This window comes from Marinobacter mangrovi (assembly GCF_016798325.1).
Classification (GTDB): domain Bacteria; phylum Pseudomonadota; class Gammaproteobacteria; order Pseudomonadales; family Oleiphilaceae; genus Marinobacter_A; species Marinobacter_A mangrovi.
In genome coordinates, this window is record NZ_JAERVO010000003.1 from 353456 (window position 1) to 372648 (window position 19193).

Genomic DNA, 19193 nt, shown 5'->3' on the forward strand with positions numbered 1-19193 from the left:
TCAGAGGCGCCCTAGCGCACCTCTTCGCCGGCGTCGGCGGACTGCAGCAGTCCGCTGGCGGGCACGGCCTTCAGCAGGTCGTCCACCGCCTGGGGCCGGCTGAACAGGAAGCCCTGACCGTAGTGGGCACCCATGCCCAGCAGGCAACCCAGTTCCGCCTCGGTTTCAATGCCCTCGGCCACCACATCCAGCTCCAGTCGCTCGCACAGGGTCAAGATCATTTCCAGGATGGCCCGTTTCTCGTTGTCGTGATCCAGCCCGGAGACCAGGCTGCGGTCGATCTTGAGCTGATCCAGGGGCAGGTTGCGGATGTAGGCCAGCGACGAATAGCCCGAACCGAAGTCATCCAGCGCAATGGCGATGCCCTGCTTGCGCAGGCGGTGGATCAGGTGGATGGCTACGTTGGGATCGGCCATTACGGCGGTTTCGGTCAACTCGATTTTCAGCCGCCGCGGATCGGCGTCGGCGGTTTTGAGGATCTGCAGAATCTGGTCGGCCAGGTTGGGGTCGTGCAGCTGGGTCGGTGACAGGTTCACGCTGAAGGTAAAGTCGTCGCCGAAATGCTTTTGCAGGCGGGCGTCCTGCATCAGCGGCACGGCCTGGCGCATCATCTGGTCGCTGAGCGGACGAATCAGGCCGGTGCGTTCGGCCACGGGCACGAAGACCGAGGGCGAGATCAGTCCGCGTTCGGGATGACGGATACGCGAGAGCACTTCAAAGCCGGTCACCTGGCCGTGCTGCAAATCCACCAACGGTTGCAGGAAGGTCTCCAGCCAGCCCCGGCGCAGGGCCGATCGGATGGTCTGTTCCATGTCCAGGCGACCGTGGCGCTGGGCGCGCATGGTGTCCTCGAACAGCACGAAACTGCCGGTGCCCTTGCTGCGGGACTCGCCCAGGGCCGCTCTGGCGGCCTGGATCAGGGTGTGGGTGGTGTCGGGACCCTCCGGGCGCACCCGCGCCGCCGAGGCTACTGCCGATAACCAGACTTGGCGCTCGCCCAGGCTGAAGGGGTCATCCAGGGCGTTCATGATGTGCTGGGCGCGCAGACGCAACTTGGGTTCGCTGTCCATGGGTACCACGAACGCGAGCGTACCGTCGGGCAGGCTGGCGACCAGTTCGTTGGTGGCCAGGGTGCGCTGCAGGCGTTCGCGCAAGGCGGTGCGGAGCTGCCGGGTTTCCCGGGCATCGAGGGTTTCGGCAATCAGGGTGCGGTTGGGAATGCTCAGCAGGATCAGCGACAGGACCGGAGTGTTGGCGCCGCGCAGGCGACGGTCGAGCTGTTCTTCCAGATAATCGGCGTTGGCGAAGCCGGTCTCGGTGTCCAGGTACTGCTGGTCGTGGATCGCCTGGTCCATCACCGCAAGCAGATGATGGACCGTATCCATCAGTTGCAGCATATCGGCGTCGTCGGAGTCCGACACCACCGGCACAATATCACCCCGGGCCAGCCGCTCACGCAGCTGGCGGGTGATGTCCTGTATGTTCTGCCGGAATAAGGCGTCGCTTTCCCTGTACTCACTGTCCCTGGACACTGACTCTCACCTCTGCCGGATTGCACCGGATTCAAGACGGATACATCACGTGGCGTGGTGCGGCGTTACCAGTCTGTTGGAAAACCGGGTTTTATTCTTCTGGTTCGTCTTCGATGTCTTCAGGGTGTTCGTGCCGATACCGTTCCCAGTCTTCCCAGTCATGAGGCGTCCCGGCGTGGGGCCGCTTCAGGTGACGGGCGTGGTCGAGTGCCCGACCGCGCAGGCTGTGGTCTTTCTCGTCCTCTTCGTCGAAGCCGTACTTCTTGAGGAATTCATCGGGTCGCATGGTTCACCTCCTGAGGGGTGGTGCCAGGCTGTTTTGGGGACGTTCATTCGACTATGAGCGTCCCACTCGGTCTTTTCAAGAGCGTTCTGCCGGGTCCGGGGTCTCGCTGTCGCCGGTTTCCGCCAGTTTGAACTGCACCTGACGCTTGTCCGCATCCACGCCGGCAAAGGTCACGGTGACCGGCTGGTCGAGCTGGAAGATACGCTCTTCCGGGCCCGTCAGGCGCAGGGTCACCGGGTCGAAGCTGTACTTGCCGGTCATGTCCCGGGTGGTCACGAAGCCCTCAATACCGTTGCTGTCCAGACGCACAAAGAAACCGGCTGAGGTGGTCCGGGAAATCACACCGGTGTGGGTCTGCTTGCCCAGTTGCGGCGCGTACAGCGACTTCAGCCACTGCTCCAGGGCGTTGGCCGCCCGGCGGGCGTTGAACTGGGCGTCCTGCAATGCGGCCATGGCCTCGGCGTTCATGTCCGCCTTCTTGCCATTCCACAGGGCGGCCCGCAGCAGGCGGTGGACCTGGAAGTCGGAATATTTGCGCAGCGGCGACGTAAAGGTGGTGTAGGCTGGCAGCCCCATGCCCTGGTGCGGGGCCGGGGTGGCCGAGAGCTCCGCCCGGGCCAGCTGGCGCATCAGGATGGATTTGACCGGGACCTCGGCCTCGAGCTTTTCAGTCGCCCGCATCAGCTCGCGGAAACCCTCGGCGCTGGTGATGTCCAGTTCGGTCAGTTCGGGCGCATAGCGCTTGAGCAACTCGCGGATGTTGTCGAGCCGATCGTCCCGCAGGCCTGGATGGGTGATGAACAGGCCATTCGGGCTATTCGCCTCGAGCGCGCTGGCGGCACAGCGGTTGGCGGCGACCATGCACTCTTCCACCAGTCGGTGGGCTTCGTTCTGCTGGGACGGCTCGATGGTGCGGATATGCCGGTTCTCATCCAGGCGCAGGCGGAATTCCGGGCGATCCTGGCTGAGCAGGGCGTGTTCCTCGCGCCAGCGGCGCAGGGCGTTGGCGGCTTGCGCCAGTTGGTCGATATTGGCACTGACCGCGTCCGGCAGGGCCTGGATCTCTTCGTCGCTGCGCCCGGCAATCACGCCGTCCACCAGATCGTAGCTGAGCTTACCGTGGGAGCGGATGACCGCTTCCTTCAGGCTGAATTCGCCCAGTGACCCGTCGTTGTTGACCTGGATGTCGCACACGACCGCCAGCCGCCGCACGTCCGGCACCAGTGAACACAGCTGGGTGCTCAGGGTGTCGTGCAGCATCGGCCGCGGCTCGCCCGGGAAGTAGATGGCGGTCGCGCGCCGGCGGGCCTCCCGCTCGACCGGTCCGTTCACCTGGAGCAGTGCGGTGGGGTCGGCGATGGCGACGGACAGGGTCCAGCCGGTGGCGTTGGGAATGGCGCAGAGGGCGTCGTCCATGTCCTGGGTGCTGGGGCTGTCGATGGTCACGAACGGGTCGCCGGTGCGGTCGTCGCGGCCTTCGGCCAACTGCGCCACCCGATCCTCGTTGAGCTGCTCCAGCTCGTCTGCTGCGTCTTGTGGCCAGTCTTCATTGAGGTCGTACTGGGCCAGGGTGACGGCGCGCTCGATGCCGCTCCGGTCAGGCTTGCCCAGCACGCGCAGGATACCGGCCTGACCCTTGCCGTCTTTCACCGGATGTTTGGCCACCTCGCAGTAGATAAAGTCGCCCGGCTCGGCCCCGGCACGCTGCTTGGGCGGAATGAACAGCCAGTGATTGAGGCCGGGGGTTTCCGGCGCCACGAAATGCCCTTTGCCGCGTACCTTATAACGACCCACAAAGGTTTTCAGCGGCGATTCCAGCAGCTTGTCTATCTGGCCGTAGGTCTTGCCCTTTTCGCCTTCGTGTTCGGTGACCTCGACACGGTCGCCGGGCAGCACGCGCTGCATCTGCTCCTGGGGCAGGTACAGGTCACGGCCGTCGTCCAGAGCCACGAAGCCGAAACGGCCGTTGGTGGCCTTGACTGTGCCGGGGTGAACCACCTTGTTGGCTTCGATGTCGGTTTTGAGCTGGCGCAACTGCGAAAGGGCGTCGGCGTTTAGCATGCGATGGAACCTGACTGGCGGGAACTTGAAAATGGACCGGCAGTATACCGGTTATGGCGCGTGTCGTCAGATGGGAAATGGTGACGATCGTGCAACCGCACGTTGGACCTTCCCCGGGTTGGCGTCCCGGCTACCAGCCCAGACCGAAGTGGGGGTCCGTCATGAACATAACGCCGGTGTAGGCGCCGGCCAGGGCCAGGCTGGCGGCGAAGGTCACCAGGCTCCAGTGCAGGGTGTGCCGGGCATCACGCCGGGCCAGACCGAGAATCACCCCGATCAGCGCCACCAGCAGCAGCGTCAGCGCCAGGGTGACCTGGTTGACGGTCCGGATGGCGACGTTGTTATCGTCGCCGAGGTCCAGGCTGGCCCGGGTCTGGGGCGCCTGGATGCTGTAGCGATAGAACGGCCAGAAGCGGCCGCAGCGCAGCACGACCGGCTCTCCCAGAGCCGCTGGCGTGCGGCCGGCGGCGGGTAGCAGCTGGGTGCCGCAGTCGGCGTCCAGCCGATCCAGTTCCGGCGTGTTGACGTTGGTGAACGTCAGGCTGGGGCTGAACAGTGCCTCGCCCCGGAGTTGGAACAGCGCGTATTCCGCCAGGCTGAGGCTGTAGCTCAGGCTGCCGTAGAGAAACAGCCCGATCAGGAGTATCTGCAGTCGTTTCGGGCGTTTGCCGGTGATATTCCGCATGATCCCGCAGGTCCTCGGTCGCGCTCTGGCAGCAGGTGGCAGTCCCGGGAATGTCGGCCATACTGTGGACAAACGATCTGCATCCTGCCGGGAGTCTCAAAAATGATAAAGCCCACCGCAGTTTACGCGATCTTGCCGCTTGTCGTCTTCCTGGGCGCCTGTGCCGCGCCCCCGGACCAGCCACCACAAAGCCGGAAGTTGGCGGACGGCCCGCGGGGTCAGTTTGAATGCGCCGATCGTAACAGCAACGACTACATTGACCGGGCGGAGCTGGTCTACTTACGCCAGTGCGGTGTCGGCGAGGACCTGCGCTGCGGCTCAGTCCCCGACACGATGGCGCCGATCCCGGCCAGGGACGAGTTTGAAGGCGGCCGCCGGATGCTGGAAGTGATGGACGCGGACGGCGACAACCGCATCAGCAAGCTGGAATTCCGCGCCCACTGCAACAGCAATCGATAGAACCCGTCAGTCGTACCGGGCGAACGGGCGGGTCTGGCCGTCCGCGTTGAACAGCAGCACCTGATAGGCGTCGCGACGGTTGCCCATGTCCATACCCGGTGAACCAATCGGCATGCCGGGCACGCTCAGTCCCCGCGCCTTGGGCGCCTCGGCCAAAAGCCTGTGAATATCCGCCGCCGGCACGTGGCCCTCGATCACATAATCCCCGATGAACGCGGTGTGGCAGCTGGCCAGATTGCGGGGCAGCCCGGCATCCGCCTTGATGCGGTTGATGGCCGTGGTGTCGTGGGCGGTCACCTCAAAGCCGTTGTCCTTCAGGTGGCCGATCCAGGCCTCGCAGCAGCCACAGGTCGGCGACTTGTAGACGGTGATGGCCTCCCCGGCCGCAGCCAGGGTGCTGAGCAGGGTGGTGCCGCCGAACAGGGCGGCGCGCAGCAGTGGATGTGACGCTTTCATGGAAATGGCCTCAGTGGTGGTGATGGGAGGAATCGCCACCGGACGGGCCGCTCAGCCAGAACCAGTAGACGATAAAGGCGGCCAGCAACAGGCCGGCGCCATTGATCAGTAACGTGCTCATCAGGAGGCCTCCTGGTGTTTAACGGGTTTGAAAAAGCGCAGCCGGTTGGCGTTGGAGACGACGGTCACCGACGACAGGGACATGGCCGCCCCTGCCAGGATCGGACTCATCAGGATGCCCCAGACCGGATACAGGATGCCGGCGGCGATCGGAACCCCGAGACTGTTGTAAGCAAAGGCCCCCAGCAGGTTCTGGCGGATATTGCGCACCGTAGCCCGGGAGATCTCGATGGCATCGGTGACGCCCTGCAGGGAACTGCGCATCAGGGTGATGGACGCGCTCTCGATGGCCACATCGGTGCCGGCACCGATGGCAAACCCAACATCGGCGGCGGCCAGGGCCGGGGCGTCGTTGATGCCGTCGCCCACCATGGCCACACGCCGCCCCTCGTCACGCAGCTGTTTGACGATGCTGGCCTTGTCTTCCGGCAATACGTTGGCATGCACCTCGTCGATACCGACCTGACGGGCAATCGCCCGGGCGCTGGCTTCGACGTCGCCGGTGAGCATCACGACTCGAATGCCCTGGTCGGTCATGCGGGCGATGGCCGCCTTGGAGTCGTCCTTGATGCGGTCGGCGACACCGATGACACCCAGCGCCTGGGCGTCCCGGGCCAGGAACAGCGGTGTGCCGGCATCGTTCGAGATGGCCTCGGCCGCGTCGCTCAGGCCGGACAGGTCCACGCCTTCGCTTTCCAGCCAGCGGCGATTGCCCAGACGCAGTGTCTGGCCATCGGCCTGGGCCGTGACGCCCTGGCCGTTCAGGGCTTCGAAGCCGCTGCTGCTGAACCGTTCCACCCTCCGCTCATCGGCGGCGGTCAGGATCGCCTGCGCCAGCGGGTGTTCGGAGTGTTGCTCGAGGCCGGCAGCCAACCCCAACAGCTCGTTCTCGCTGACACCGTCCGCTGGCACCAGCTGGGTGACGCGGGGCTTGCCTTCGGTGATGGTGCCGGTCTTGTCCAGCACCACCGTGTCGAGCTGGCCGGCCAGCTGCAGGGCTTCCCCCTGACGGATCAGGATGCCGTGTTCGGCGGCTTTACCCACGCCGACCATCACCGACATGGGCGTGGCCAGCCCCAGCGCGCAGGGGCAGGCGATGATCAGCACCGTGGTGGCGGCCACCAGCATGTGCGCCGCTGCCGGGGCCGGGCCGACGTTGTACCAGACCAGCGCTGCGGCAATGGCGATGAGCAGGATGGTGGGCACGAAAATCGCCGAGATCCGATCCGCCAGCCGGCCGATGGGTGGTTTCTCGCCCTGGGCCTTTTTCACCAGCTGGATGATCTGGGCCAGGGCGGTTTCCGAGCCGACCCGGGTCGCCTGGCACACCAGCGCGCCGCTGCTGTTGATGGTGCCGGCGGACACCTCGTCGTCTTTGGCCTTGTTCACTGGCATGGGCTCACCGGTGAGCATGCTTTCATCGATGCGACTTTCGCCTTCAACGACCACCGCATCCACCGGGACCTTTTCGCCGGGGCGCACGCGGAAGTTATCGCCCACTTGCACCTCTTCCACCGGGATGTCGACCTCCTGACCGTCGCGGATGACCCGGGCGGTGCGGGCGCGCAGGTCGAGCAGACGGCGGATGGCCTGTGACGTCCGGCCTCGGGCACGCAGTTCCAGCGCCTGGCCGAGGTTGATCAGGCCGATGATCATGGCCGACGCCTCGAAATAGACATGCCGGGCGGCTTCCGGCAACAGCTCAGGCGCCAGCACGACGCCCATGGAATAGAGCCACGCGGTGCCGGTGCCCAGGGCGATCAGGGTGTCCATGTTGGCGTTGTGATGGCGAAAGGCCTTCCAGGCGCCGGTGAAGTAATGGCCGCCGGCCAGCACCAGCACAGCGAGTGTCACGGCGCCGACGATCAGCCAGCCGATGCGGGTGTCACCGGTGACGGCCATGGTGCCGCCGAACAGCCCCCAGGCCATCAGCGGAAGGCCCAGTCCCAGACCCACGGCCATCTTGATCAGCAGGGTCCGGTATTCCTTGCGGCTGGCGGCTTCCTTCTCGTCATCCACCGCCTCCTGGTCGTGAATCTCGCTGGCGCCGTAGCCGGCGCTGCTGATGGCCTGGATCAGGGCATCGGCGCTGGCATGCCCCTGGGCGGTGGCGGTCAGGTCGGCCAGGTTCATGCGCGCCTCGGTCACGCCGGGAACCCGCTGCATGGCAGTCTCGATGGTGCGTACGCAGGAGGCACAGGTGGCGCCGGTGATCGACAGGTGGATCTCGCTATCGTCGGCGTGGGAGCCGCTACTGGATCGGTCCTGGGGTGACGTGGCGGCGGATGTTGCGGGCTCGGGCGGGCCGCTGTCCGCCTCTCCGTTATCAACGGCGTCCGCCCGTTGTGCCGGATAGCCCGCGTCGGAGATGCGCTGGACGGCCTCTTCCGCGTCGATACCGGCCGGCAGGGTAACGGTCTGGCTCGCCAGGTCGACATCAATATCATCCGCTGCGTTTACCAGTGGTGTCACCGCCTCCCGGATCTTCTTGACGCAGCCCTGGCAGGAGGCGCCGCGGATGGTCAGGGTCTCGCCGGCTTGCGCCTCGACGGGCCGGGCCGGATACCCGGCGTCGGTCACCCGCTGGGCGGCTGCTTCGGCGTCGGTGGCTTCGGGCAGGGTCACGCGCTGCTGGTCCAGGTCGACGGTGACCTGCTCCGGATCGGACACCAGATCGGCCAGGGACGCGCGGATCTTGCGCACGCAACCCTGACAGGAGGCTCCCTGGATGGCCAATTGGATGGGGTGTCGCGTTGCGGTGTTCATGCGTGCCCTCCTGGTTTGGCTGTTTTCACTTCGGAATCGTCCCAGTGTTCAATCAGGCGGCAGATCGTGTGACCGTCGGGTGTGCCGTCGGGCATGTTTTCCCAGGCCGCCATGGCATCGCGCATACGATTGCGCAAGGCTTCCAGTTCGGCCAGGCGGTTTTCCACGTCCTGCAGGCGGCGCTCGAAAATGTCGCGCACCATGGGGCAGGGTGAGGTGTGATGGTCGGCTTCCCCCAGGATGGACTGGATCTCGCTGAGCGCGAATCCCAGCTGGCGGGCCTTGCGGGCGAATTGCATGCGCTGGAGATCGTCGCTGGAGTAGATGTGGTAGCCGTTATCCGGGTTGCGCTGGGGATGCAGCAACCCTTCCCGCGTGTAAAAACGCACGGTCTCCGGATTCACACCTGCGGCGCGGGCCAGTTCGCTCACCTTCATGGGACACTCTCCCGATGGATTCAGGGACAGTTTAAAACCCTTGAGCAACTCAAAGGTCAAGGGTTTTCTGGGCAAGCGTCAGCGGGATTGGCGGGCGCGCAGGACGGTGCCGCAATGCCGGCATTGATCCGGCGCCTGCAGCTTGGCCTGCCAGCCGATGCGATGGTCGCAGGCGGGGCAGCGCAGACGCAGCTGCAGCACGATGATCGGGACAATCAGCAACACCAGAAGCGGGCCCAGCGCGCCCCAGTCCTGGCCGCTGGACAATCCCAGTTGGCTGCTGAAGACCAGCAGGATGACCAGGGCCACAAACGCAAAGATGAAATAGCGGCGGTTCCAGCGCTCCCAGCGCCGGACCTGTTGGTCCTGCTCGGCTGTCAGGTAGTGCGGGGAGGGGGTGTTCATAGTGCTCCGACCGGGATAAATGAGTGCGTATCTTATCGTGGTTTACGCATGAACGCCGCGTTGCGTTCACCGGAGCCGGTCAGTCGGGCTGGTGCAGCGGGTTGGGCAGTCGAAAGCCCCGGCTGACCAGTGCCTCCAGCTCCGATGCCGGCATGGGACGGCCGATCAGGTAGCCCTGGGCCAGGTCGCAGCGGTGGGTATTGAGGAAGTTGAGCTGGGCTTCGGTTTCGATGCCTTCGGCGGCGACCTGGATGCCCAGGTTGTGGGCCAGGTTGATCACCGCCCGGGTGATGATGGCGTCGTCGTGGCGTTCGGTCACCCGGGTGATGAACGAGCGGTCGATCTTGAGCAGGTCCACCGGGAAGTCCCGCAGGTAGGCCAGCGAGGAATAGCCGGTACCGAAGTCGTCGATGGCCAGGTGCACGCCAATCTGGTGCAGGCGTTTGAGCTGGTCCAGGTTGTGCTCGAGGTTATCGATAAAGATTTCCTCGGTCAGCTCCACTTCCAGCTTGTCGGCCGTGACGTTGTTATCGCGCAGGGCCCGTTCGATGTTGCTGACGAGGTCCCGGTCTTCCAGCTCGCGTCCGGACAGGTTGATGGCGATCCGCAGGTGGTCGAAGGGACCGCCCTGCCAGGCGGCCAGCTGGCGACAGGCCGCCATCGCCACCCAGCGCCCGATATCGGTAATGCGACCGCTCTCCTCGGCCAGCGGGATGAAGTCCACCGGTGGCAGCAGGCCGCGGGTCGGATGCTGCCAGCGGATCAGCGCTTCCACGCTGCCGATCTGCTGGGTGGCCAGATCCAGCTGAGGCTGGAAGTGCAGCACCAGTTGATCCTCACTGAGGGCGCGGTTGAGGTCCTTGTCCAGTTCCAGCCGGCGCACCTCCCGGTCCTGCATGCCTTCGGTGTAGAACTGATAGTGATTGCGGCCGTTTTCCTTGGCCCGGTAGAGGGCGACGTCGGCATTGCGCAGCAGGATATCCGCGTCCAGTCCGCTCTGTGGGTAGATGGCCACGCCCATGGTGGCGGTGATCTGATGGCTCTGTTCCTGGACCTCGAACGGGTCCACGAAGCATTGCTTGATCTGGCCCAGCAGCGCGATGACGTCGTCGATGTCGTCGATGTGCTGCTGGCAGATCATGAACTCGTCGCCGCTGGAATAGGCCACCAGCACCCGTTCGCTGCTGAGCTGGTTCAGGCGCTCGGCCACCTTGATCAGCAGTTCGTCGCCGAATTGGTGGCCGAGGGTATCGTTGAGGATCTGGAAACGGTCCAGATCCAGCATGATCAACGCGACCTGGCGGTACTGGCGGTCGGCGATGGCCAGGGTGTGGGTCAGGTCTTCGACGAAGAAGCGGCGATTGGCCAGGCCGGTCAGGCTGTCCGTGGATTCGATTCGGGCCAGATCCTGCTGCACCGACTCACGCTGGTAGATTTCGTTTTCCAGGGCGCTGCGGGCGTGTTCCAGTGCCCGGTTGCGGCGCATCACCGCCTGGGTCAGCCACACCAGCAGGCTGATCAGCAGGCCGAGGATCAGGAAGCTGACCAGGGCAAGGTCCGGCCAGATGCCCTGGTGGTCTGTGGTCCACTCACGGGTTGGGGTGATCCGGAGCGTCCATGCCAGGCCCGGCACCGACAGCGTGGCTTCCTGCGACAGACGGCCGGCGATCGGGCTGTCGGGTTTGTTGGTGTAGCGGACCTGGCCGTCTTCTTCGATATCGACCTGGAAGTTGTCGTGGATGCGGGGCGTGATCAGGGCTTCGGCCAGACCTTCCATACGGAAAACACCGGCGATGAAGCCGTGCCGGCCCCCTTCGTCGTCAACGATAGGGGCGTAGATGACAATGCCGGTGCCGCCCTGGCGCAACTCGATGATGCCGGAAAAGTCGGCCACACCGGTGCGGGCAGCCTGCTTCAGGCTGGCGAGTCGCTCGGCGTTGAAGGCGACGTTAAAGCCGACCACATTCTCGTTGCCCGCCAGGGGCGCCACCCAGCGAATGCGGTAGTCGGGAGCGATCCACTCGATGGCCTGGTAGTGGCGAAAATCCCGCAGGTAGTGTTCGGCGTCCTCCTGCCAGATCTCCCGGGGCATATTCGGGCTGGCAGCCCGGCGTTCCGCCATCCGGCGCAAGGCATGAACGTGGGCGGTGAAGTCGGACGCCAGTTCCCGCGACAGGGCGGTGGCCTCGGCATCCAGGGTCAGTTCCATCTGATGCCGGACCTGGCGTTCGATGCCCTGCCAGAGGACCGCCGCCAGCACGATAAACGTCAACAGCAACACGGCCGGCAATGCGGGGCTGACGACCACCCGCATGAGCCTGGCGTACCACCTGGACGTTTCGTTATGCATGGAACTCCTGAAACACGACATTTGTCTGTTGTACTGTCCTCACATTCTCGGCCAGTACAACGAATACTTCAGTAGAGTTTACAAGTATTTGCAATTGATGTGTCAGTAATTTGCGGGAAGTCTCGGCATCGTGGCGCCAAATTGACGGAACCTGTCGCGATAAGCGCCAGACATGCTCGATCTCTAAATAAGGCCCAGAGTCCGGAGGGCGTAGATTCCCACACTCAGGCTGATCGGCGCCAGCAGGGTCGTCAAGGCCACGATACTGGCGGCCAGCTGGTGATTGCCCCCCATGGTGCGGGCCATGACGTAGCTGGCAGTGGCCGTGGGCGAGGCAAACATCGCAAACAGGGTGCCCAGCTCCATGGGTGAAAAGCCGAAAGGCAGCGCCGCCAGGGTGCCTGCAATCGGCAGGACGACGAGTTTCAGGGCGGTGGCCACGAAGGCGGCCGCGGTGCCATGGCTGAGCGCGTCCAGGCTGAGCGTGGCGCCCACGCAGAGCAGGGCCAGCGGCAGGGTCATCTGTCCGAAATAGGCGGCGCTGGTCAGAATCAGGTCCGGGACCGGCACCTTGAAGGCGGCCAGCGTCAGGCCCAGCAGGATGCTGATGATCAGCGGGTTGCGGGTGATGCCCCGGACAATCTGGTGCCAGGACGTGTGCTGCCGGCCGCCGCTGGCCGTGAGGGCATAGACCGACAGGATGTTGTAGGCCAGCGTAATGCCCGCCAGCAGGACCGACCCGACCGCCAGCCCGGTATTGCCATAGAGGCTGGCGCAGACGGCGATGCCGATGATGCCCAGGTTGCCGCGAAACGCGCCCTGCACAAAAACACCCCGATCCGGTCCGGAACCCGGCCACCAGGCACTGACGATCCAGAGCAGGACAAAGCTGGCCACGGTCACCGTCACACCAAATCCCACCTGCCGGGGATTGACCAGGCTGTCCAGATCCAGGTTGACCAGGCTGGTGACGATCAGCGCGGGCAGGGCCAGGTTGAACACCAGGCGTGAGCCGGTTTCCACAAAGGCATCGTCGATCCACTTGAGGCGGCGCAGGAACCAGCCAGCGGCCATCACCAGGAAGATCGGTGCCGTCACGGACAGTGAAAACAGCAGGTTATCGAGATAGCTCACGGCGCCTCAGGCTGATTCAGTAATGGTCTCAATACGGCCTGACAGGGTGACTCCGTAGGCGCCATCCGGAAGGGGGGCGGTAATGGTGTAGAGCTGGCCGCTTGTGGTGCGGGGTTCGTCTTTGAGATCGATGGTCTGGGGCGGGACGGACTGTTTATCGGGCCCGAGCAGGATCTCTACCCGCGGGCGTAGTTTATAGGATGGGTGGTTGGAAATCACCACGGCCACTTCGCCGGAATTGAGCTCCACCAGGCTGCCAGGGGGATAGACGCCGATCATGCGGATAAAGGCTTCGATCATGCCGGCATCGAACTGACGGTCGCGCTCGCGGTAGAGGATGCGCATGGCGTCGGTGGTGGGCAGCCCGGCGCGGTAGCATCGATCGCTGGTGATGGCGTCAAACACGTCGACGATCGCCACCAGCCGTGCGAAACGGCTGATCTGCCAGGCCTGCAGGCCGCGGGGGTAGCCTGCGCCATCGAGCCGCTCGTGGTGGTCGAGGCAGACGGTAGCCACGATCGGGTCCAGGTCCTGTTGCCGCAACAGGTCATGGCCGTGGCGGGTGTGCTGGCGAACGATCTCCATCTCGGCCGCGTTCAGGGCGCCGGGCTTGTTGAGCACCCGGTGCGGCACCTGCATCTTGCCGATGTCGTGCAGCAGCCCGCACAGCCCGGCGGTTTCCATGTCCACCGTCGACATCCCCAGGTAGCGGGCAAACGCCATGGCCAGGATGGCGACCCGCTGGCAGTGCTCAGCGGTGTAGGCGTCGCGATGCTTGATGCGGTTCATCCAGAACATGGCGCTGGGGTTGGCGGTGATGCTCTCGGCGCAGCGCTGGATCAGGGGGCGGGCCATCGACAGATCCACGTCGACGCCGCTCTCGACCCGGTCCAGCAGGTCACGGACATAGTCGCTGGTGGATTCGAAGATTTTCCGGGCGCGGGGCAGTTCGACATGGATCGGATGCTGTTCCGGCATGGGCTCGTCACGCCGGCGCCGCTGGATTTCGATCTGCTCCAGTACCGGTGTCAATTCCGTCGACAGGGCTTCCACCCAGACCCATTCGCAGTGCTGGCGGAGGATTGCGAGCTGGTCCGCGCGGTCGATGGTGAAGCCCTGGAACAGCACCGGCACTTCGGTCCACGGGCGATCCAGCTTGATGACGCGCATGCCGATGCCCAGCAGATCCACCGGAATCCGTGAACGAATCAGATTGTCGACGACGCGACGGGAAGCTTTGGCGGGCTTTCGGTTAGGTTGACGTCTGAACGGCATGACGCGACCGATCCTGACAATGAGCGTACGGTCAGTATTGCACGGGATCGGTCGCGTGACTGTGCGTTTGACGATGTTTTATACAATTATGCCGCGGTCGGGCGGGTCAGAAGCCGATACCCGGCCCGGCCGTATAGGCTGATGCGACAATGAACAGGGCCGTGACGGCCGCAATCTTGGCGAAGGAAACCAGTTGATCGACCATGATGCACCTCCGTTGTGGGGGCGCCGGGGCGGTGTTCCTCACCTGCCGCCGACGAAGATGGATCGGGGCGTCGGGGAGACACTGAGTGATTGTCTCCGGGACCGGTTACCTCCAGCTTCTCGCAAGAATAAGACCGTTTGATGAAAAAGTGGTCAGCAACGATCGGGTTGGCGGACGAACTTCAGGTCCTGCCTCAACCAGCCGTGAAGGGCAGGTGTAAAAAAACGCAACGGTTTGGGTCGGAAAGTGACAACGCGCCTCATGGTGTGGCCAATGGCACACCCAGCCGCGGAATTTCCTGCTTGGGACAGCGGTCCATGACCACCTGCAGGCCGGCGGATTCAGCCCGGGCAGCGGCGTCTTCATCGATGACGCCGATCTGCATCCAGATGGCATCCACGTCACCCCGACGCAGAGCCTCGTCCACCACCGCCCCCACACGGTGACTGGCGAGGAACAGGTCGACCATGTCGATCTTTCCGGGGATCGCCGTGACGTTCGGATAGACGTGTTCGCCCAGCAGGGTGCCGCCTGCCAGACGCGGATTGACCGGAATCACCCGGTAGCCGCGGCCCTGCAGGAAAGCCATGACGGTATGGCTGTCGCGATGGGGTTTTTCGCTGGCACCGACGAGGGCGATGGTGCGGACGGACTCAAGGATCTTGCGAAGCTGCTCAGGCGTGGCCATAGGGTTTCCGGTTCCAAGTGCTGGCATAAAGGGCTATGGTTGCCGGTGCCCGGGCAACCGGCGGTTCGGCATTCGGGAGCCGCTGATGAACTCCTGAGCGATTCTGGCCCAAGACGTGACCTCTGGACAAGCCAGAACCCTGTAATGGACGAAGGACAATCAATGGCAGTATTCACCATGACCGGCGTCGGCCATTCCGAGGCCATCGCGCACTGGAACAACAACGCGATGATCACCGCCGGCGGGCGCCGCCTGCTGATCGATGCCGGCTACACCATCAAGTTTGCCCTGCGCGACCTGGGGCTGGACCTGAGCCAGGTGGACGGTGTCTTCATTACCCACGTGCACGCCGATCACTGTTTCGGTCTGGAGCGCCTGGCCTACGAATGCCGTTTCCGCTACGGCTTCAAGCCCCGGTTGTACCTGCCTCCGGGCGTCTACGAGGAGCTCTGGGACCAGACGCTCAAGGGCGTGATGGGGCAGGTGGGTGAAGGGCCGGCCACACTGGACGATTATTTCGAGGTGATCCGGCTGGACGGCGCGTTTGAATTCGAGGGTGTGCAGCTGGAGTATTTCCAGAATAACCACACGCCCAACAAACCGTCCTATGGTCTGTTCATCAACCGCCGGTTGCTGTTCAGCGGCGATACCCGGCCGATCGTGGAGGCGGTGACCCGGCGCGATCCCGAGATCATCCTGCACGACTGCACGCTGGCAGAGTGGAACCCGGTCCACGCCAGCCTGGCGGAGCTGGAGGTCAGCTATCCCGCCGCGTTGCGTGAGCGCATGTACCTGATGAGTTATGAGGATCACTACCGTGAATTCGAAACCCGGGTGGCCTCGAATTTCGCCGGCTACGCCCGGCAGGGACAGACGTTTGACCTGTAACGGCAATCGATCCGCCCGGGATCAGCGTATGAAACAGCGTTTGTGACGGAAATGACTGAGGTAACCATGTGGTACCTGTGTGGCCTGGGCAGCAATATCCGCCCGGAACAGAACCTGCCGCGGGCGCTGGACCTTCTCGTCCAGAAAACCGGCTGTCTGCGAATCAGCCCGGTGGTGGCCACTCGCCCCCAGGGAATCGACAGTGACCGGGGCTTTCTCAATGCGCTGGTGGTGTTGCAATCGCCGCTGGCCCCGACCGAGTTGAAAGCCTGGTTCAACGGCGTGGAAGAAGCTTTGGGGCGGGACCGGAGCGATCCGGCCTCGAGCCTCAAGGATCGCACCATCGATATCGACATCCTCGAGACCCGTGCCGATGGGCTGCCCGACGGGCGCAGCGTGCAGGAGCCCTATTTCCGGGCCCTGCTGGCGGATCGGGTGGATCCTGCCGACTGCCGGACGCTCCGCCTGGGTGAGCTGGCGCTAGGCCAGGCGACGGCCACCATCTACTGGGATCATCGCACCGGTCATGAAATCGTTGTCGATCAGGGCCATGGCCTGCTTGACGACGCTCTCGAAACCGCCTTCCCGGGCCAGTAACGTTTCGTCCAGGACTTCCTGCTTCTCATCGTCCGTGTGCCGCGGCAGGAAGCGGATCGGCCCCGGCATGATGGCGTTGACCCGCACCGCCGGCGCCAGCGATTTGGCGTAGCTCAGGGTCAGGTTGGCCAGCGCTGCCTTGGTGGCGCAGTAGGCGGCGTAACGCGGATTGGGGTTCTCGGCGAAGATATCGGTAATGTTGATCACCACCGGCAGCGGGGCGCGCTCGCTGCTGGAGGCTGTCATCGTCTCGGTCAGCCCTTCGATCAGCTGCATCGGCGCCACGGCGTTGACCCGGTAGAGCCGCTCGGCCAACTCGGTCAGCGCGGCCGGATCTTGCGGGTTTTCCTCGAACTGGGAGGCGTTGTTGATCAGTACCCGCAGGGGCGTGGTGTGACGGATCCGCTCGATGGCTTGCTGCACGCTGGCGTGGTCGGCCAGGTCGGTCTGGATCACCGAAGCGCCCCGCTCGCGCAGTTCTTCCACCTCGTCGGTGGCGGTGCGATAGAGGGCGAACACCTGATAGTCGCGGGCCAGCAGGGCCTTGCTCAGTTCATATCCAAGACGCCGTCCGGCGCCGGTGACGACTGCAGCGGGTAAACTCATGATCGATCCGGTTCCTCTCAGTGGTTGATCAGTTGCAGGAATTCCGTCCGGGTGGCCTGGGATTTGCGGAAGCTGCCCAGCATGACGGAGGTCTTCATCCGCGAATTCTGCTTCTCCACGCCGCGCATCATCATGCACATGTGCTGGGCTTCAATCACCACGCCGACGCCCTGGGCGCCGGTCACCGACTCGATCGCCTCGGCGATCTGACGGGTCAGGTTTTCCTGGATCTGGAGGCGACGGGCGTACATGTCGACGATGCGGGCGAGTTTGGACAGGCCCAGGACCCGGCCCTGGGGAATGTAGGCAATGTGGCACTTGCCGATGAATGGCAGCAGGTGATGCTCGCAGAGGCTGTAGAGCTCGATGTCCTGGACCACGACCATTTCGTCCATGTCGGATTCAAAGGTGGCGTCGTTGACGACGCTGGCAAGATCCTGCCGGTAGCCCCGGGTCAGGAATTCCATGGCCTTGGCGGCCCGCTCCGGCGTCTTGGCCAGCCCTTCACGGGCGGTGTCTTCACCGAGGGCCTGCATGATCTGTTCGTAGTGTTTGGCGATGGTGTCGGTCGTGTCAGTCATTCCGCATGTCTCTGGGGAGGGCTTCAGGCACCTACGTGCGATCGGGGTAACCGGATGAGTGCCAAGCGGTTCAGGGCGTCTCTGATGGACGCCTTACGTTGGCGAATCTTAGAAGACTAAGCCATTTCCGGCCTGAAGCCCAAATTCCCTGCGGATGACTGCCCGGGCGGGTCACTCCGTGTCGCTGGTCTCTTTGCCAAGGGCATTGCTGATGGCATCGGCCTCGGCGGCAAGCACACGATACAGCAGGCTGTCGCTGCGTCGCCCGGAGCGTTGCAATTGCTGCTGTTTCAGATGATAGAGGCGGTTGAGACGGCTGTCGTCCCGCCGGGTCTGGTTGACTGGTTCGATGGTACGCATGGCAAAACCTCACACGGTTCGCGCGACGCCCGGAAAGCCGGGTGGGCGCCTTTGACGGCCCTTGCTGTCATGATCGTGAAATGGGGGCACGTCGTTTCAACTTCCACAGTCATATACGAAGCAGATTCCGTACCAGTTGATTTAAAAACACCCGGCCAACCGGGTGACTGTGATGCGATGCCTGAAATGACCTGTCCTGCAGTGCTTCCCGAAGAGGGAATGCGCTAGTCTAATAAGCCGAGACGGGAAGGTACCGACCCAACCGGAGGAAGGTGTAAAGTATTCTTTACAGGTGGCCGGGCATTCCGGGTTCAGAACTGACGCGCCAGGGCAGCGGGGACGAAAAAGGGCATATGGAACGTGTAGTTTCTCTGGAGGTACCGACCGACAACCATCACGCCGGTATCCCGGTTCATCGTTGGCAGCAGGCGGGCAAGTGGTTCGCCTACGGTGAACACGCCATCTTCAGCCGCATGGAGGGCCGCGGTGAGGTTATCCTGTTGTTGCACGGTTTTCCGACCGCGTCCTGGGACTGGAACCGACTCTGGCCCTACCTGACCCAGTCCCACCGTGTATTGGTGGCTGACATGCTGGGCTTCGGGTTTTCCGACAAGCCGGTGGACTATCCCTACAGCCTGATCGACCAGGCGGACCTGCAACAGGGTTGGCTGGAGGCCATGGGCGTTGAGCGGGTCCATCTGCTGGCTCACGATTACGGTTGCAGCGTGGCGCAGGAACTGCTCGCCCGGGAGCAGGAAGGCCAGCTGCCGTTCTCGATTGCCAGTGCCTGCTTCCTCAACGGGGCCCTGTTTCCGGAAGTGCATCAGCCGATCCTGATCCAGAAGCTGTTGGTAGGCCCCCTGGGCGGGCTGATCAGCCGGGGTTTCACCCGTGGGGTGTTCGACCACAACTTTTCCAAGCTGTTCGGCCACCACACCCGCCCCAACCGCAGCGAGCTGAACAGTTTCTGGCAGTTGCTGCTGTACAACAATGGGCGCGGCATCCTGCACCGGCTGATCCACTACATGGACGAACGCCGCTGCCACCGCAATCGCTGGGTGGGCGCGCTGGTCAATGCGCAGCAGCCCCTGCGGCTGATTTCGGGTACCGAGGATCCGGTGTCCGGCGTGGCCATGGCGGATCGCTACCGGCAGCTGATCAAACAGCCCGACGTCGTCGCCCTGGATGGGGTGGGGCACTATCCCCACTATGAGAATCCGGTGCAGGTGTTCGAGGCCGTGCGGGACTTCCTGGCCCGGGTCTAGGCCGTCGGAAACCGACCATTCCAGGCCGAAGGTGTTT

At 63.9% G+C, this 19193-nt stretch carries 19 protein-coding genes; 4 read left to right on the forward strand and 15 right to left on the reverse strand.

Annotated elements, in window-relative coordinates:
* Positions 1–11 precede the first annotated feature (11 nt).
* From JL474_RS11290 to JL474_RS11305, 4 genes are all read right to left on the reverse strand, one after another.
* Positions 12–1532 (reverse strand): putative bifunctional diguanylate cyclase/phosphodiesterase, encoded by a 1521-nt coding sequence (locus JL474_RS11290; protein WP_203142140.1) that lies wholly within the window; start codon positions 1530–1532, stop codon positions 12–14.
* 91 nt (positions 1533–1623) lie between these two features.
* Positions 1624–1818: a hypothetical protein gene (locus JL474_RS11295; protein WP_123633812.1), complete on the reverse strand. Its 195-nt coding sequence runs from the start codon at positions 1816–1818 to the stop codon at positions 1624–1626.
* A gap of 75 nt (positions 1819–1893) precedes the next feature.
* Positions 1894–3879 carry a ribonuclease R family protein gene (locus tag JL474_RS11300; RefSeq protein ID WP_203142141.1) on the reverse strand — a complete coding sequence of 662 codons (1986 nt, stop codon included), beginning with the start codon at positions 3877–3879 and terminating at the stop codon, positions 1894–1896.
* A 130-nt stretch (positions 3880–4009) separates the two neighbouring features.
* A complete protein-coding gene (locus tag JL474_RS11305) occupies positions 4010–4564 on the reverse strand; it encodes a hypothetical protein (RefSeq protein WP_203142142.1) in 555 nt (184 codons plus the stop codon).
* A 102-nt stretch (positions 4565–4666) separates the two neighbouring features.
* Here JL474_RS11305 and JL474_RS11310 point away from each other — a divergent pair, with 102 nt between their 5' ends.
* Positions 4667–5023 carry an EF-hand domain-containing protein gene (locus JL474_RS11310; protein WP_203142143.1) on the forward strand — a complete coding sequence of 119 codons (357 nt, stop codon included), beginning with the start codon at positions 4667–4669 and terminating at the stop codon, positions 5021–5023.
* A gap of 6 nt (positions 5024–5029) precedes the next feature.
* On the opposite strand, the gene JL474_RS11315 is transcribed toward JL474_RS11310, so the two are convergent.
* From JL474_RS11315 to JL474_RS11350, 8 genes are all read right to left on the reverse strand, one after another.
* Positions 5030–5479, reverse strand: coding sequence for a DUF411 domain-containing protein (locus JL474_RS11315; RefSeq protein ID WP_203142144.1), 450 nt, complete (start codon positions 5477–5479; stop codon positions 5030–5032).
* A 120-nt stretch (positions 5480–5599) separates the two neighbouring features.
* On the reverse strand, positions 5600–8365 hold the full coding sequence (locus JL474_RS11320; protein ID WP_203142145.1) for a heavy metal translocating P-type ATPase: 2766 nt from the start codon (positions 8363–8365) through the stop codon (positions 5600–5602).
* Positions 8362–8802, reverse strand: coding sequence for a MerR family transcriptional regulator (locus JL474_RS11325; RefSeq protein WP_203142146.1), 441 nt, complete (start codon positions 8800–8802; stop codon positions 8362–8364). The genes JL474_RS11320 and JL474_RS11325 overlap by 4 nt, the downstream gene beginning before the upstream one ends.
* A gap of 78 nt (positions 8803–8880) precedes the next feature.
* Positions 8881–9207, reverse strand: a complete 327-nt coding sequence (locus JL474_RS11330) for a hypothetical protein (RefSeq protein WP_203142147.1) — start codon at positions 9205–9207, stop codon at positions 8881–8883.
* A gap of 79 nt (positions 9208–9286) precedes the next feature.
* Positions 9287–11557, reverse strand: coding sequence for a putative bifunctional diguanylate cyclase/phosphodiesterase (locus tag JL474_RS11335; RefSeq protein WP_203142148.1), 2271 nt, complete (start codon positions 11555–11557; stop codon positions 9287–9289).
* 183 nt (positions 11558–11740) lie between these two features.
* Entirely contained in the window at positions 11741–12691 is a 951-nt protein-coding gene (locus JL474_RS11340) for an AEC family transporter (RefSeq protein WP_203142149.1), read from the reverse strand.
* A 6-nt stretch (positions 12692–12697) separates the two neighbouring features.
* Positions 12698–13966 carry an HD-GYP domain-containing protein gene (locus JL474_RS11345; protein WP_203142150.1) on the reverse strand — a complete coding sequence of 423 codons (1269 nt, stop codon included), beginning with the start codon at positions 13964–13966 and terminating at the stop codon, positions 12698–12700.
* A 464-nt stretch (positions 13967–14430) separates the two neighbouring features.
* A complete protein-coding gene (locus JL474_RS11350) occupies positions 14431–14859 on the reverse strand; it encodes a CoA-binding protein (RefSeq protein ID WP_203142151.1) in 429 nt (142 codons plus the stop codon).
* Between the two features lie 162 nt (positions 14860–15021).
* Between JL474_RS11350 and JL474_RS11355 the strand changes: the two genes are divergently transcribed.
* On the forward strand, positions 15022–15747 hold the full coding sequence (locus JL474_RS11355; protein ID WP_203142152.1) for an MBL fold metallo-hydrolase: 726 nt from the start codon (positions 15022–15024) through the stop codon (positions 15745–15747).
* A 51-nt stretch (positions 15748–15798) separates the two neighbouring features.
* Positions 15799–16344 carry a 2-amino-4-hydroxy-6-hydroxymethyldihydropteridine diphosphokinase gene (folK, locus tag JL474_RS11360; protein WP_203142153.1) on the forward strand — a complete coding sequence of 182 codons (546 nt, stop codon included), beginning with the start codon at positions 15799–15801 and terminating at the stop codon, positions 16342–16344.
* Here folK and JL474_RS11365 read toward each other — a convergent pair.
* The 3 genes from JL474_RS11365 to JL474_RS11375 form a co-directional block, all read right to left on the reverse strand.
* A complete protein-coding gene (locus JL474_RS11365) occupies positions 16228–16950 on the reverse strand; it encodes an SDR family NAD(P)-dependent oxidoreductase (RefSeq protein ID WP_203142154.1) in 723 nt (240 codons plus the stop codon). The genes folK and JL474_RS11365 overlap by 117 nt on opposite strands.
* A gap of 17 nt (positions 16951–16967) precedes the next feature.
* Positions 16968–17531, reverse strand: a complete 564-nt coding sequence (folE, locus tag JL474_RS11370) for a GTP cyclohydrolase I FolE (RefSeq protein WP_203142155.1) — start codon at positions 17529–17531, stop codon at positions 16968–16970.
* A 171-nt stretch (positions 17532–17702) separates the two neighbouring features.
* Entirely contained in the window at positions 17703–17891 is a 189-nt protein-coding gene (locus JL474_RS11375) for a hypothetical protein (protein WP_123633798.1), read from the reverse strand.
* 353 nt (positions 17892–18244) lie between these two features.
* On the opposite strand from JL474_RS11375, the gene JL474_RS11380 reads away from it, so the two are divergent.
* Positions 18245–19156, forward strand: coding sequence for an alpha/beta fold hydrolase (locus JL474_RS11380; protein ID WP_203142156.1), 912 nt, complete (start codon positions 18245–18247; stop codon positions 19154–19156).
* Positions 19157–19193 lie beyond the last annotated feature (37 nt).

Excerpts from the sequence above, each read along its gene's own strand:
- JL474_RS11330 (WP_203142147.1), bottom strand. The coding sequence starts at position 9,207 with ATGAACACCCCCTCCCCGCACTACCTGACAGCCGAGCAGGACCAACAG.
- folK (WP_203142153.1), top strand. The coding sequence starts at position 15,799 with ATGACTGAGGTAACCATGTGGTACCTGTGTGGCCTGGGCAGCAATATC.
- JL474_RS11325 (WP_203142146.1), bottom strand. The coding sequence starts at position 8,802 with ATGAAGGTGAGCGAACTGGCCCGCGCCGCAGGTGTGAATCCGGAGACC.
- JL474_RS11320 (WP_203142145.1), bottom strand. The coding sequence starts at position 8,365 with ATGAACACCGCAACGCGACACCCCATCCAATTGGCCATCCAGGGAGCC.
- JL474_RS11345 (WP_203142150.1), bottom strand. The coding sequence starts at position 13,966 with ATGCCGTTCAGACGTCAACCTAACCGAAAGCCCGCCAAAGCTTCCCGT.
- JL474_RS11295 (WP_123633812.1), bottom strand. The coding sequence starts at position 1,818 with ATGCGACCCGATGAATTCCTCAAGAAGTACGGCTTCGACGAAGAGGAC.
- JL474_RS11310 (WP_203142143.1), top strand. The coding sequence starts at position 4,667 with ATGATAAAGCCCACCGCAGTTTACGCGATCTTGCCGCTTGTCGTCTTC.
- JL474_RS11375 (WP_123633798.1), bottom strand. The coding sequence starts at position 17,891 with ATGCGTACCATCGAACCAGTCAACCAGACCCGGCGGGACGACAGCCGT.
- JL474_RS11380 (WP_203142156.1), top strand. The coding sequence starts at position 18,245 with ATGGAACGTGTAGTTTCTCTGGAGGTACCGACCGACAACCATCACGCC.
- folE (WP_203142155.1), bottom strand. The coding sequence starts at position 17,531 with ATGACTGACACGACCGACACCATCGCCAAACACTACGAACAGATCATG.
- JL474_RS11300 (WP_203142141.1), bottom strand. The coding sequence starts at position 3,879 with ATGCTAAACGCCGACGCCCTTTCGCAGTTGCGCCAGCTCAAAACCGAC.
- JL474_RS11305 (WP_203142142.1), bottom strand. The coding sequence starts at position 4,564 with ATGCGGAATATCACCGGCAAACGCCCGAAACGACTGCAGATACTCCTG.
- JL474_RS11365 (WP_203142154.1), bottom strand. The coding sequence starts at position 16,950 with ATGAGTTTACCCGCTGCAGTCGTCACCGGCGCCGGACGGCGTCTTGGA.
- JL474_RS11355 (WP_203142152.1), top strand. The coding sequence starts at position 15,022 with ATGGCAGTATTCACCATGACCGGCGTCGGCCATTCCGAGGCCATCGCG.
- JL474_RS11335 (WP_203142148.1), bottom strand. The coding sequence starts at position 11,557 with ATGCATAACGAAACGTCCAGGTGGTACGCCAGGCTCATGCGGGTGGTC.
- JL474_RS11350 (WP_203142151.1), bottom strand. The coding sequence starts at position 14,859 with ATGGCCACGCCTGAGCAGCTTCGCAAGATCCTTGAGTCCGTCCGCACC.
- JL474_RS11315 (WP_203142144.1), bottom strand. The coding sequence starts at position 5,479 with ATGAAAGCGTCACATCCACTGCTGCGCGCCGCCCTGTTCGGCGGCACC.